Raw genomic sequence first — 14,366 nt, forward strand, 5'->3', positions numbered from 1 at the left:
TAAAGGCGGCCACTGGTCGCCTTTATTTTTTCCCACGTGTAACATGCGGTTGTCTAATTTCTTATAACTCACCTGCAAAGCGCGTAATGGAAAAAACCCGTCAACAAGAGTTAACTCGCTGGCTTAAACAGCAAAGCGTTATTTCCCGCCGCTGGCTGACTATTTCCCGTCTTTTGGGTCTTATCAGCGGTTTGTTGATTGTTGCCCAGGCATGGCTGCTGGCCCGCATTCTTAACCATATGATTATGGAGAACATTCCGCGCGAGGCATTATTGATGCCGTTTGTCGTGCTGGTGCTGGTCTTTGTTCTTCGCGCCTGGGTGGTCTGGCTGCGCGAGCGTGTGGGCTTCCACGCCGGACAAAATATTCGCTACGAAATCCGCCGTAAGGTTCTGGATCGTCTCCAGGAAGCAGGCCCGGCCTGGATTCAGGGCAAACCAGCCGGTAGCTGGGCGACACTGATCCTTGAACAGATCGACGATATGCACGACTACTACGCCCGCTATCTGCCCCAGATGGCGCTGGCAGTCTGTGTTCCGCTGCTGATCGTGCTCGCGATTTTCCCCTCTAACTGGGTGGCGGCGTTGATTCTGCTCGGCACCGCGCCGCTGATCCCGATGTTCATGGCGATGGTCGGCATGGGCGCGGCAGATGCCAACCGCCGTAACTTCCTCGCGCTGGGTCGCCTGAGCGGGCATTTCCTCGACCGCCTGCGCGGAATGGAGACGTTGCGCGTCTTTGGTCGTGGCGAAGCCGAAATCGATAATATCCGTCTCGCCTCACAGGACTTCCGTCAGCGCACCATGGAAGTGCTGCGTCTGGCGTTCCTCTCCTCCGGCGTGCTGGAGTTTTTCACCTCACTTTCCATTGCGCTGGTCGCGGTTTACTTTGGGTTCTCCTACCTTGGCGCGCTGGATTTTGGCCACTACGGCACCGCGGTAACGCTGTCTGCCGGTTTCCTCGCCCTGATCCTGGCGCCTGAGTTCTTCCAGCCGCTGCGCGATCTGGGGACATTTTATCACGCCAAAGCGCAGGCCGTGGGCGCGGCTGACAGCCTGAAAACCTTCCTTGAAACGCCGCTGGCACACCCGGAGCGTGGAGATATCACGCTCAACAGCAAAGAACCAATCACCGTTCACGCCGAAGATTTCTCCATCCTGTCTCCGGAAGGCAACGTATTGGCCGGGCCGCTCAACTTTACACTCTCGGCGGGCCAGCGCGTGGTGCTGGTTGGCATCAGCGGCTCGGGGAAAAGCTCGTTGCTGAATACGTTATCCGGCTTTATGGCGTATACCGGCTCGCTGCAGATCAACGGAACGGAACTGCGCTCGCTTGAGCCTGATGCCTGGCGTAGGCAGCTGAGCTGGGTGGGACAAAACCCACAGCTGCCGGCCGCGACGCTTCGCGAAAACGTCCTGCTGGCCCGCCCCGATGCCCGCGAAGATGAGCTGCAATCGGTGCTCGACCGCGCCTGGGTCAGCGAGTTTCTGCCGCTGCTGCCAAACGGCGTGGACACTGTTGTCGGCGATCAGGCGGCAGGACTCTCTGTCGGCCAGGCCCAGCGTATCGCCGTGGCGCGCGCATTGCTGAATCCAAGCCAGTTAATGCTGCTCGACGAACCTGCCGCAAGCCTTGACGCCCACAGTGAACAGCGCGTCATGCAGGCGCTGAATGATGCCTCTCGCCAGCAAACGACGCTGATGGTCACGCACCAGCTCGAAGGTATTGCCGACTGGGATCAGATTTGGGTAATGGAAAACGGGCGTATTGTTGAACAAGGTGATTACGCCACGCTCGCCGCCGCGCAGGGGCCATTTGCCTCTCTGCTGGCTAATCGTCAGGAGGATATTTAATGCGCGCCCTGCTGCCGTACCTCGCATTGTATAAACGCCATAAATGGATGCTGACGCTGGGCATTGTGCTGGCTATCGTCACCCTGCTGGCCAGTATCGGATTATTAACACTCTCTGGCTGGTTCCTGTCGGCTTCTGCCGTCGCGGGCGTTGCCGGGCTCTACAGTTTTAACTACATGCTGCCCGCTGCGGGCGTGCGCGGCACTGCGATTGCCCGTACCGCCGGGCGCTATTTTGAGCGTCTGGTCAGCCATGATGCGACCTTCCGCGTTCTGCAACATCTGCGTATTTTCACCTTCAGCAAACTTCTGCCCCTCTCCCCTGCCGGGCTGGCGCGTTTTCGTCAGGGTGAACTGCTGAACCGCGTGGTGGCCGATGTCGATACGCTGGATCATCTCTATCTTCGCGTGATCTCCCCGCTGGTTGGCGCGTTTGTGGTGATCGTGACCGTCACGCTGGGCCTTTGTGTGCTCGACGTGCCTATCGCTCTCACCCTGGGCGGCATTATGCTGCTCACGCTGCTCCTGCTGCCGCCGCTGTTTTATCGCGCCGGGAAATCCACGGGTGAAAACCTGACCCGTCTGCGCGGCGACTACCGCCAGCAGTTAACGTCCTGGCTGCAAGGCCAGGCAGAACTGACGATTTTCGGCGCCAGCCGCCGCTACCGCGCTCAGATGGAAAGCACGGAGCTGAGCTGGCACGAAGCCCAGCGCCGACAGTCCGAGCTGACGGCGCTGTCCCAGGCGGTGATGATGCTGATTGGCGGTGTTGCGGTGATCGCGATGCTGTGGATGGCATCAGGCGGCGTGGGCGGAAATACGCAGCCCGGCGCGCTGATCGCGTTGTTTGTCTTCTGTGCGCTGGCAGCGTTTGAAGCACTCGCGCCGGTAACCGGCGCGTTCCAGCACCTCGGCCAGGTGATTGCCTCGGCGGTGCGCATTACCCAGATTACCGAACAGAAACCGGAAGTGGCGTTCACCGCACAGCACGATGTGGCTCCTCAGTCCGTGGCGCTGCAGCTGAAAGACGTGACGTTTGCCTACGACGGGCAGGCGCAAAACGCGCTCGATGCCATCAGCCTGACAATTCCGGCCGGCAAGCACGTTGCCGTGCTCGGCAGAACCGGCTGCGGTAAATCGACACTGCTGCAATTACTGACCCGCGCCTGGGACCCGAGTCGGGGCGAAATTCACTTTAACGACACACCGCTTACGGAATTTAGCGAGCCCGCCCTGCGTAAGGCTGTCAGCGTAGTTCCGCAGCGCGTGCATCTGTTTAGCGCCACGCTGCGCGATAACCTGCTGCTGGCGTCGCCGCAAGCCTCTGACAGCGACTTAAGCGCCGTGCTGGAACAGGTCGGCCTGCAGAAACTGCTCGAGGATGACGGCTTAAACAGCTGGCTCGGAGAGGGAGGTCGTCAGCTTTCGGGTGGAGAGTTACGTCGTCTGGCGGTAGCACGTGCTCTGTTGCATGACGCGCCGCTGATGCTCCTGGATGAACCGACGGAAGGTCTGGACGCCACAACCGAAAGCCAAATCCTTGATTTACTGGCGCAAGTCATGAAAAACAAAACCGTGCTGATGGTGACGCACCGCCTGCGCGGACTGGCGAATTTTGACCAAATAATTGTAATGGACAACGGGCAAATTATTGAGCAAGGTAGTCACGCAGAGCTGTTGGCGAAACAGGGTCGCTATTACCAGTTTAAACAACGTCTGTAGACTATATTTGAACCGATCCTAACTCGCGTATTGGAGTTTCGCAGTCATGCGCCTGGTCCAGCTTTCTCGTCATAATATTGCGTTCCCTTCGCCAGAGGGAGCGCTACGTGAACCCAATGGGCTTCTGGCGCTTGGCGGTGATTTAAGCCCGGCACGTCTGCTGATGGCCTACCAGCGCGGCATTTTTCCGTGGTTCTCACCCGGCGATCCGATTCTTTGGTGGTCGCCCGACCCGCGCGCAGTGCTGCTGCCCGCGCAGTTTCACCTGAGTCGCAGCATGAAGCGCTTCCATGCGAAATCCCCATATCGGGTGACGCTCAATCACGCGTTCGGGCAGGTGATCGAAGGGTGCGCCCGCGATCGTCATGAAGGCACCTGGATCACACACGACATTATCGACGCTTATCACCGCTTACATGAACTGGGCCACGCCCACTCCATCGAAGTGTGGGAAAACGAGGCGCTGGTTGGCGGCATGTACGGCGTGGCGCAAGGCACCTTGTTTTGCGGTGAGTCGATGTTCAGCCGCGCCATTAACGCTTCCAAAACGGCCCTGCTGGTCTTTTGCCAGGAGTTCTCTCTGCGCGGTGGTCAACTGGTCGATTGTCAGGTGCTGAACGAGCACACCGCCTCGCTGGGCGCCGTTGAAATATCACGTCGACATTATCTGGAACAGCTGGATGCCATGCGTTTGCAGAAGCTGCCACAGAACTTTTGGGTTCCCAGAACGCTCTTTATCTCTCAGGCATAAATGTTTTCCGCCCATTTCTGATGAGGAGTGTTATAATTGGTGCCGCAGAGTAGGTTCAGCCTGTTGCCCCGCCGCCGTTTGGGAATCCTTCGCACCAGATAACGTCCTTGCGTTTATCCTGTCGCCTCCCCTTTACGAATGCGCTTCTCGTACGGTTATACCGTGACGACTGGGCAATACGCCGAAACTGTTTTGTTGCGTTTTAAACGCGCAATTCTTTACTTAATTGATGAATTTCGGCATTATCTTGCCGGTTCAAAACTTGGTAGTGATACCCCAGAGGATTAGATGGCCAAAGAAGACAATATTGAAATGCAGGGTACCGTACTTGATACGTTACCTAACACCATGTTCCGCGTAGAACTGGAAAACGGTCACGTGGTAACCGCGCACATCTCCGGTAAAATGCGCAAGAACTACATCCGTATCCTGACGGGCGACAAAGTGACTGTTGAGCTGACCCCGTACGACCTGAGCAAAGGCCGCATTGTCTTCCGTAGTCGCTAATTGTTTTCGCCAGTAAAGGCGTAGAGATATTTAAAAAGGTCGGGGAATCCCCGGCCTTTTTTATTTCCGCTATATACCGCGCCAGGCCGAAAATCTATTACCGTCAGAGACCTCGCCACCGCCTGCGTTATATCCGAACCGGTCACATGCGACAGCCTGACGCGTTCAACCTGCGACCCCCACAAAACACAGGCATAAAAAAACCGGGCTTTCACCCGGCTTTTATTTACGCGATATAACTCAGTGTGCCGCTTCTGGCTTATGCTTCTGCGCACTCTGGAAGTCATACGTCAACTCCCCTTTCGCCTGATCCAACGCGACGGTCACCTGGCCGCCATCCACCAGCGAACCAAACAGCAGTTCGTTGGCCAGCGGTTTTTTCAGGTTGTCCTGAATGGCTCGCGCCATCGGACGTGCGCCCATCGCACGGTCGTAGCCTTTCTCGGCCAGCCAGTTGCGGGCCTCCTGGCTCACTTCCAGCGATACGCCTTTCTGATCCAGCTGGACCTGCAGCTCGACGATGAACTTGTCCACCACCTGATGGATCACCTCGGTAGACAGGTGATCGAACCAGATAATGTTGTCCAGACGGTTACGGAACTCTGGCGTAAAGATCTTCTTGATCTCTTCCATCGCATCGGTGCTGTTATCCTGGTGGATCAGGCCGATAGATTTGCGTTCCGTTTCACGCACACCGGCGTTGGTGGTCATCACCAGCACCACGTTGCGGAAGTCCGCTTTGCGCCCGTTGTTGTCGGTCAGCGTCCCGTTGTCCATCACCTGAAGCAGGATGTTGAACACGTCCGGGTGCGCTTTCTCGATCTCATCGAGCAGCAGAACCGCGTGCGGATGCTTGATCACCGCATCGGTGAGCAGGCCGCCCTGGTCAAAGCCCACGTATCCTGGAGGCGCACCAATCAAACGGCTGACGGTGTGGCGTTCCATGTACTCGGACATATCAAAGCGCAGCAGCTCAATGCCCAGCGCTTTAGACAGCTGCACCGTTACCTCGGTTTTACCGACACCGGTTGGACCGGCAAACAGGAAGGAGCCAACCGGTTTATGGTCGTGTCCCAGCCCGGCACGGGCCATCTTGATGGCTTCGGTTAAGGCCTCAATGGCTTTATCCTGGCCAAACACCAGCATTTTCAGGCGGTCGCCGAGGTTTCTCAGGGTATCGCGGTCGCTCTGAGAGACACTCTTCTCAGGGATACGCGCGATGCGAGCTACCACGGATTCAATGTCCGCCACATTAACGGTTTTCTTGCGCTTGCTGGCCGGCATCAGACGCGCACGCGCGCCCGCTTCGTCGATCACGTCAATCGCTTTATCCGGCAGATGACGGTCGTTGATGTACTTCACCGCCAGCTCCACCGCCGCACGCACCGCTTTGGCGGTGTAACGCACGTCGTGGTGCGCTTCGTACTTCGGTTTCAGGCCGTTGATAATCTGCACCGTTTCCTCAACGGACGGCTCAGTAATATCAATTTTCTGGAAGCGGCGCGCCAGCGCACGATCCTTCTCGAAGATATTGCTGAATTCCTGATAGGTGGTCGACCCCATCACGCGGATCTTGCCGCTCGAGAGCAGCGGTTTGATCAGGTTAGCCGCATCCACCTGGCCGCCAGACGCCGCACCTGCGCCGATGATGGTGTGAATTTCATCGATAAACAGGATGCTGCTGGTGTCTTGCTCCAGCTGTTTCAGCAAGGCTTTGAAGCGTTTTTCGAAATCACCGCGGTATTTCGTGCCCGCCAGCAGAGAACCGATATCCAGCGAGTAGATGGTGCAATCGGCCATCACTTCCGGAACATCGCCCTGCACAATACGCCAGGCCAGCCCTTCAGCAATCGCGGTTTTACCCACGCCCGATTCCCCCACCAGTAGCGGGTTGTTCTTACGGCGACGGCACAGGACCTGAATCGCGCGTTCCAGCTCTTTATCGCGGCCAATCAGCGGGTCGATCCCACCGACGCGAGCAAGCTGGTTAAGATTGGTGGTGAAGTTTTCCATACGATCCTCCCCGCCTGCTTGCTCTTCATTATTATTGACCTGATTGCTGGAATCCGACGCCTGATTCGGCTCGTCTTTTCGCGTTCCATGAGAAATAAAGTTCACCACGTCGAGTCGGCTGACTTCGTGTTTACGCAGCAGGTACGCAGCTTGCGACTCCTGCTCGCTAAAGATGGCAACCAGCACATTTGCGCCAGTCACTTCGCTACGGCCAGAGGACTGGACGTGGAACACCGCACGCTGCAGCACGCGCTGGAAGCTGAGCGTCGGCTGAGTGTCGCGCTCCTCTTCGCTGACGGGTAGCACCGGTGTCGTTTGTTCGATGAAGGCTTCGAGTTCCTGACGTAACGCCACCAGGTCCACGGAGCAGGCTTCCAGCGCTTCGCGGGCGGATGGGTTGCTGAGCAGTGCAAGCAGCAGGTGCTCAACGGTCATAAACTCATGACGGTGCTCACGCGCTCTGGCGAAAGCCATGTTTAAACTGAGTTCCAGTTCTTGATTGAGCATAGGCACCTCCCCCAATTTTATGCCTTTTCAGGCTTTTTCCAGCGTACACAGCAACGGATGCTCGTTCTCCCTTGCATACTCGTTCACCATCGCCACTTTGGTTTCGGCTACTTCGGCAGTAAAAATGCCGCAGATGGCTTTGCCGCGATAGTGAACGGTGAGCATCAATTGCGTTGCACGTTCAACATCATAAGAAAAGAACTTTTGTAGCACGTCAATAACAAATTCCATCGGCGTGTAATCATCGTTCATTAACATAACTTTATACATAGATGGCGGTTTTAGCGCGTCGCGCACTTTGTCTTCCGCCAGCTGGTCAAAATCCAGCCAGTCGTTCGTCTTACCCATTGTCAGTCGTCATCATCGGTTACGGTTTCCGGCAGAACATTTTTCGCTGACAGGCATTGATACATATTCTGAATCTACCTCAGATATCAGATAACAAACATCTATTACTGCCATCCGCGATGTCTGTCACATTCCCGTCAATAGCGTTAACTGCTTCAAATTTTGGTTGATTATTGTCCCAACTCCAGCGCCTGACACTTGACGATAAGGCTGGTTTATCTAAATTGTACAAGCGTGAGTTGGCGAGGTTTTGAACAGCCCCCACTCCACCACCGGTTCATTCCATCTTACTTAATAAGATATACGAAGGATGTCGAAGCATGGAAATGGGTACTGTTAAGTGGTTCAACAACGCCAAAGGGTTCGGGTTCATCTGCCCTGAAGGCGGCGGCGAAGATATCTTCGCTCACTATTCCACCATTCAGATGGATGGATACAGAACACTAAAAGCCGGACAGTCGGTTCGGTTTGATGTTCACCAGGGGCCAAAAGGCAATCATGCCAGTGTCATTGTGCCCATTGAAGCAGAAGCTGTCGCTTAGCCCTCTGATTCATTGTGTACATCCTGTCGGCAAAATGCCAGCCCGATCGGCTGGCATTTTTATTTCCAGCACCGGTCGCGCGACGGCGCGTAACCCGGTAAAACTCACTCGCGGGCCAACGCATCCACCGGATCGAGCCGCGCCGCATTGCGCGCCGGTAGCCAGCCAAACAGCACGCCCGTCGCCGTCGAACATAAAAATGCCGTCAGCAGCGCAAAGGGTGAGAAACCGATCTCCCAGCCCGGTAAAAACAGCTGCAGAGTAAAGGCGATCAGCATCGAAAGCGTGATACCAAACGCACCGCCCACCAGACAAACCAGCACCGCTTCAATCAAAAACTGTTGCAGGACATCGCTTGCCCGCGCGCCAACCGCCATTCGGATGCCAATCTCGCGCGTGCGCTCCGTCACCGACACCAGCATGATATTCATCACCCCAATCCCACCGACGACCAGCGAAATGACCGCCACCAGCGTCAGGAACATCTGAAGAGTACGTGTGGTCTTTTCCGCCGTTTTCAAGACGCCGTCCATATTCCAGGTGAAGAAATCTTTCTTCCCGTGGCGCAGGGTGAGCAGTCGTTCGATCTGCTGTTCGGCCTGAGTGCTGTCGTAACCCTCTTTCACCCGCACGGTGATGGAGTTAAGCCACGACTGCCCCATGATACGCCCGGAAATGGTGGTGTACGGCAGCCAGACGCGCAGGATTTTACTGCTGCCAAACATCGACTGCTTCTCTTCCGCCACGCCAATCACCGTTGCGGGCATATTACCGACCAGAATCACTTCACCGACGACGTTGGTTTTATTCGGGAACAGCTGACGACGCGAGTTATCGTCCAGCACCACCACCTGCGCGCGGCCTGCAAGCTGCTCTGCGTTAAAGGTTGCGCCCTGGCTGAAGGTCATCCCGTAGACGTTAAAATAGTCGCCGCTCACGCCGTTGGCGCTGGCCGCTACGTCAATATTGCCATAGCGCAGACGCAGGTTTTGCGATACCGCTGGGGTGGCCGAGTTCACCCACGGCTGTTTTTGCAGCGCCACCAGATCGTCATACTTCAGCGCCTGCTGGTTTTGCGGTTCATCGTCACCAAAATCTTTGCCCGGATAGACATCGATGGTGTTGGTCCCGATGGCGCGGATATCCGCCAGCACCAACTGTTTCGCCGCATCGCCCACCACCACAATCGATACCACCGATGCAATGCCGATGATAATGCCGAGCATAGTCAGCAATGTGCGCATTTTGTTCGCCACCATCGCCAGCCAGGCCATGGTTAACGCCTCGCGGAATCCGCTGACAAACTGCCCCCAGCCCGTCGGCGGCGGCAGGATCGTTTTCTGCACGCCGACGTGATTGTTCTTCGCCGGCGGGTTGCTTATCAGTTCACCGTCGTGAATTTCAATGATTCTCTCCGCCTGCGCCGCCACCTGCGGATCGTGGGTGACGATAATCACCGTATGCCCCTGATCGCGTAGTTGGTGCAGGATCGCCATCACCTCTTCCCCGGAATGGCTGTCCAGCGCGCCCGTCGGTTCATCGGCCAGAATCACCTGCCCGCCGTTCATCAGCGCGCGGGCAATACTCACTCGCTGCTGCTGGCCGCCAGAGAGCTGCGATGGCTGATAATCGACACGCTCGGCCAGACCCAGACGCGTCAGCAGCGCATGGGCGCGCTCAAGGCGCTTCTTGCGTTCCACACCGGCATACACCGCCGGGACTTCCACGTTTTGCGCCGCCGTCAGATGCGAAAGCAGATGGTAGCGCTGGAAGATAAAGCCAAAGTGTTCACGGCGCAGTTTGGCCAGCGCATCGCTGTCGAGGGTGGAAATATCCGTCCCCGCCACGCGATAGGTGCCGCTGGTCGGTTTATCCAGGCAGCCGAGAATGTTCATCAGGGTGGATTTTCCGGAGCCGGACGCCCCGACGATCGCCACCATCTCCCCGGCTTCAACGCGCAGGGTGATGCCCTTCAGCACCTCCACCGCCCCCTCCCCGGAAGGATAGCTGCGGCGGATATCGTTCAGTTCAAGCAATGCCGTCATTTCGCGGCCCCGGACTGGCTTTCACCCGTCACCACTTCGTCGCCCTCTTCGAGTCCTTTGACGATCACGACGTCCGTATCATTACGCTCGCCAATCTCCACCTCGCGCTCGCGGGTTTCGCCGTTACGCAGCACTTTCACTTTATAACGGTTGTTGCCTGCCGGTTCGCCCAGCGCCGCCAGCGGGACAGTCAGCACATCTTTCACGCCCGTCAGCTGAATATGCACCTGCGCGGTCATATCCAGACGCAGCACGCCTTTCGGGTTTGGCACTTCAAAGCGGGCATAGTAGAAAATCGCGTCATTGACCTTCTCCGGCGTCGGCAGAATATCCTTCAGCACGCCCTCATAGCGGGTATTCGGATCGCCCAGCACCGTGAACCAGGCTTTCTGACCGGGCTTGAGATGGATAACGTCGGCCTCGGAAACCTGCGCTTTTACCAGCATGGTGCCCATATCCGCCAGCGTCAGGATGTTTGGCGCCTGCTGAGCGGCGATAACCGTCTGGCCCTGCAGGGTGGTGATTTGCGTCACTTCCCCGGCCATCGGTGCCACGATACGGGTGTAATCGAGGTTAGTTTTGGCCGTATCCAGGGAGGCCTGGTTACGTTTGATTTGCGCGTCAATGGTGCCAATCTGCGCCTGTTTTACCGCCAGTTCCGTCGTCGCGGTATCCAGATCCTGACGGGAAACGGCCTGCGTTTTTGCCAGCGCCTGCTGACGTCCAAGCGTCACCTGTGCCAGCTTGCGCTCGGCTTCGGCCTGGCTGCGCTGGGCGCGTAATTCCATAAGCGTGGCTTCTACTTCGCGGATCTGGTTTTCTGCTTGCTCAGGATCGATCACCCCCAGCAGCTGACCTTTTTTCACTTTGTCGCCAATCTCAACCGACAGCGTTTTAAGCTGACCGCTAACCTGCGCGCCGACGTCGACTTTTCGCAGAGCATCCAGCTTACCGGTTGCCAGCACGCTTTGTTGCAGCTCGCCCGGCCGCACAATCAGCGTCTGGTACTGCGGCACAGGTGCGTTGAGGACCTGCCACAGCCAGTATCCGCCCACCAGCACGACGACGGCCAACAGTAAAAACAGCTTCCTGCGTTTTCCCTTGAGATTCATAAATATTCCAAATAAATGTTCTGGCAATTATAAATGTCGATTCTATCTAAACTGTTCCTCAACGAAACCCCCGTTTTTTTATCTCTCACCTCATTTGTTGACGAGATGTTGATTAAATGGCTGCTGAAATAGAGATCTCATCCAGAAGCCAGGAATAATCATGTCTTCCATCGCCGATCTACCTTCTTCACAGCTGTCGCAGCCAAAATCAGGCTGGCAGCTTTTCCAGAGCCTTGCATCAGGCGAATTAACACCGGGGCTTGCGTGGCAGAACCCCTCCTATCGGCGTAAATTCATGCTGCGTTCGCTGGCGGCACCGTTCAGCACTGCGCGCCTGCTGGCAAGCCTGGCAAAACAACCGCGATTAATGCAAATGTTGAACGTGCAGCCAGGACTGCCGTGCCGTCTGCACCGCCCATGGCTCTCTGTAGACATGAGCCGTCAGCGCGCGCTCGAGGCGCTGAACTGGCACTACCAGACCATGAGCAAAACCCTTCCGGCAACGCTGATGAACGGGTATTTATCCAAACATGGTGTCACCCTGTTAACGCTGACCGGCAAAGACGAACGCCAGTTTACGATCCGCCTGTGTGCCGATGCGTTCCTCGATAAAGAGGGCGAAGCGACGCTGGCCTTCTGCGATCACCAGAATACGGTGTTGGCCGAGATGACCTTCACCCTGTGTCAGCTCGACGGGAAAACCACCCTGTTTATCGGCGGCCTGCAAGGAGCAAAAGCTTTTGTGCCTCACGAGCTGATCCAGGGTGCAACCAAAGCCTGTCATGGCCTGTTCCCGAAACGTCTGCTGGTGGAAGCCGCTATGACGCTGGGCACCGCGTTCCCGGTGGAGCAGATCTTGGCCGTCAGCAACGCCACGCATATCTATCGCAGCTGGCGCTATCGTAAGAAAAAAGAGGGCAAACTGCTGGCGGATTACGACAGTTTCTGGCGCTCAATGAGTGGCGAACCGCTGGCGAGCGGTCACTTCCAGCTACCGCTCGAGATGGCGCGCAAACCGATGGAAGAGATCGCGAGCAAAAAACGCTCTGAATACCGTCGCCGCTATGAACTGCTGGATAGCCTGATCGAGCAGATCAATCAGGCAACCCGCCGCTAGTCAGCTTTCCCGCGTGCCAGCCACAGCACGCGGGAGAACATTTTACGCAGTAATGTCGGCACCGCCTCGACCCCTCTCCGTCCTGCTTCCGCTGACACTTCAATAGCCAGATCCGGCTTCGATGAGCGATGAATCGCTTTGGCGATCACCCGTCGCATATTCATCGGCACGCCCGGCGGGATCATGGCCACGCGGTGAAACACATCGTCAAACCCCTGACGATACATAAAGTGTTCCATATCCATCGCCGGTAATTCCGTGAGGTGCTCCCGCTCCTCTTCCCGGTTGTTGTTCAGCAAACCGCGTACGGTACTGGCATACTTTTTCCCGGCCTCATCGCCATCCACCAGCACATGCCATTCGATCCCCATCCGGCGGGCAAATTTAATCAGCGGTTTTAATCCCGACTGGGCAAACTCAATGACTTTGATCCCTTCGGCGTCGAAATGGTGTCCACACTGACGCGCCAGTTCGTTGATCACCCAGGTCTCCGTTTCCCCCTCAACCAACAGCCAGCAGCGGGCAAACAGCGACGACGCACGGTTAAAGCGGATATGAAACGCGATACGGCGGCCATCTTCCGGGTTTAATCCACCCGGCCCCAGACGAAACGCGGTGACGCGTGAGGATTCACGCACCAGACGGCAGACATGCTCCACCGGCGTCAAAGAGAGCAATTCCCCGGAGTTAGTGGTCGTGATGCGCTGAAGGGGCAGCAGATTCAGGAGATGCCAGGCCACCGACAGCATGATCGGATGCAGCCGCGTTTCAGGATCTTCCACCAGCAATAAAGGACGCGCGTCGCGGTCCAGCCGTACCGCCCCTTTCGCCTGCAGCAGCGTGGAGAACAGCCCCAGCAGAATCACCCGATGCGCGCGCCCACCGGGTTTGTCGATCATACGGTTGATGATATCCAGATAGCGCCAGCTGCGCTGCTCATCGTGAGAGCGCCTGCGCATCAGGCGGTGGCGGGTTTGTGTCGTGCCCTGTTCGGAAAAGTAGTGTTCCAGCAACTGCACCATCGCCGACAGCCCCTGGCGAATCTGCCCGTCCGTGAGATTTTGCGGACGCGCCACCAGCTCGCGCGCCAGAAAATCCAGCTCGCGGGCGGTGACTTCAACGTCGGGCAAATTAGGCACCGAGCCGTTACGGATCCGGCGCATAAAGCGCGCATCCCGCAGGCGCAGCACCGGCATCAGACGCACCAGATGGGCGGCCTGAGCGTCAATATCCTCCAGCTGAATAGGCTGCCCACGGGCATCCATAAACCCGCGCAGGGTCATCACACTCTCATCTTCCGCCAGCTCGCCTTCCAGGCGATAAAAGATACGTTGATAGCCATCATCGGAGGGCGTCCAGCAGGGAGAAAGTGGCCGGTAGCGGCGAACGCGATGGCGACCGGGCTCCAGCTCGCGAAAGGTCAGAACGATATGCAGATGGTGCTCGCGCCCCTGAATATCCCCCGGCGGAAACCAAAAGTCCTCCCGAACGAAGCTGTAAAGGTCTGCCTCCGGCGAAAGCAGAAGGGTCAGCGCATCCAGAAGGCTGGATTTACCCCAGGCGTTTTCACCGATCAGCACGTTGTTCTGTTCCAGCATTAACGATAAACGGTTAATGCCGCGAAACCCGACGATCTCCACACGTTCGAGAAACATAATGCCCCCTGAAATGCTCACTTTTTCCTTCAAGTTATCAGCAGTATAGCGGCAGGCGGTGTGACAGGACACATTAAGATCGACGGATTATTTCAGGGCGGAGCCTAAAATTCAGAATTTACACCACGACTTTCGTTTGAAACATATTTTCCGGCATAAGATACTTCGCATTCCGAATTGGACTATGCTTTAAAT

At 56.8% G+C, this 14,366-nt stretch carries 11 protein-coding genes; 6 read left to right on the forward strand and 5 right to left on the reverse strand.

The genetic code is table 11. From position 1 onward, the window contains the following. Positions 1–86: 86 nt before the first annotated feature. The 4 genes from cydD (at position 87) to infA (ending at position 4,832) form a co-directional block, all read left to right on the forward strand. On the forward strand, positions 87–1,853 hold the full coding sequence (cydD, locus tag OVA10_RS17260; protein ID WP_268196503.1) for a heme ABC transporter permease/ATP-binding protein CydD: 1,767 nt from the start codon (positions 87–89) through the stop codon (positions 1,851–1,853). Continuing rightward, positions 1,853–3,574 (forward strand): heme ABC transporter ATP-binding protein/permease CydC, encoded by a 1,722-nt coding sequence (cydC, locus tag OVA10_RS17265; RefSeq protein WP_123429167.1) that lies wholly within the window; start codon positions 1,853–1,855, stop codon positions 3,572–3,574. The genes cydD and cydC overlap by 1 nt, the downstream gene beginning before the upstream one ends. A gap of 46 nt (positions 3,575–3,620) precedes the next feature. Beyond that, the gene (gene aat / locus OVA10_RS17270) at positions 3,621–4,325 is read left to right on the forward strand and encodes a leucyl/phenylalanyl-tRNA--protein transferase (protein WP_100777018.1); all 705 of its coding nucleotides are present in this window, start codon (positions 3,621–3,623) and stop codon (positions 4,323–4,325) included. Between the two features lie 288 nt (positions 4,326–4,613). Next, positions 4,614–4,832 (forward strand): translation initiation factor IF-1, encoded by a 219-nt coding sequence (infA, locus tag OVA10_RS17275; RefSeq protein ID WP_002211347.1) that lies wholly within the window; start codon positions 4,614–4,616, stop codon positions 4,830–4,832. A 240-nt stretch (positions 4,833–5,072) separates the two neighbouring features. On the opposite strand, the gene clpA is transcribed toward infA, so the two are convergent. Together clpA and clpS are read right to left on the reverse strand one after the other, a co-directional pair. After that, positions 5,073–7,352: an ATP-dependent Clp protease ATP-binding subunit ClpA gene (gene clpA, locus OVA10_RS17280; RefSeq protein ID WP_100777019.1), complete on the reverse strand. Its 2,280-nt coding sequence runs from the start codon at positions 7,350–7,352 to the stop codon at positions 5,073–5,075. Between the two features lie 27 nt (positions 7,353–7,379). Continuing rightward, positions 7,380–7,700: an ATP-dependent Clp protease adapter ClpS gene (gene clpS / locus OVA10_RS17285; protein WP_025912927.1), complete on the reverse strand. Its 321-nt coding sequence runs from the start codon at positions 7,698–7,700 to the stop codon at positions 7,380–7,382. Positions 7,701–8,020: 320 nt separating this feature from the next. Between clpS and cspD the strand changes: the two genes are divergently transcribed. Further along, the gene (gene cspD, locus OVA10_RS17290; RefSeq protein WP_100777020.1) at positions 8,021–8,242 is read left to right on the forward strand and encodes a cold shock-like protein CspD; all 222 of its coding nucleotides are present in this window, start codon (positions 8,021–8,023) and stop codon (positions 8,240–8,242) included. A 104-nt stretch (positions 8,243–8,346) separates the two neighbouring features. Here cspD and macB read toward each other — a convergent pair whose 3' ends face one another. Continuing rightward, positions 8,347–10,287, reverse strand: coding sequence for a macrolide ABC transporter ATP-binding protein/permease MacB (macB, locus tag OVA10_RS17295; RefSeq protein ID WP_123429168.1), 1,941 nt, complete (start codon positions 10,285–10,287; stop codon positions 8,347–8,349). Further along, the gene (gene macA, locus OVA10_RS17300; protein WP_100777022.1) at positions 10,284–11,399 is read right to left on the reverse strand and encodes a macrolide transporter subunit MacA; all 1,116 of its coding nucleotides are present in this window, start codon (positions 11,397–11,399) and stop codon (positions 10,284–10,286) included. The genes macB and macA overlap by 4 nt, the downstream gene beginning before the upstream one ends. A 160-nt stretch (positions 11,400–11,559) precedes the next feature. Between macA and OVA10_RS17305 the strand changes: the two genes are divergently transcribed. Then, positions 11,560–12,516: a VirK/YbjX family protein gene (locus OVA10_RS17305; protein ID WP_268196504.1), complete on the forward strand. Its 957-nt coding sequence runs from the start codon at positions 11,560–11,562 to the stop codon at positions 12,514–12,516. On the opposite strand, the gene OVA10_RS17310 is transcribed toward OVA10_RS17305, so the two are convergent. Then, positions 12,513–14,171, reverse strand: a complete 1,659-nt coding sequence (locus OVA10_RS17310) for an ATP-dependent endonuclease (protein ID WP_268196505.1) — start codon at positions 14,169–14,171, stop codon at positions 12,513–12,515. The genes OVA10_RS17305 and OVA10_RS17310 overlap by 4 nt on opposite strands. Positions 14,172–14,366 lie beyond the last annotated feature (195 nt).

Source organism: Lelliottia sp. SL45 (assembly GCF_026672535.1).
GTDB lineage: Bacteria > Pseudomonadota > Gammaproteobacteria > Enterobacterales > Enterobacteriaceae > Enterobacter > Enterobacter nimipressuralis.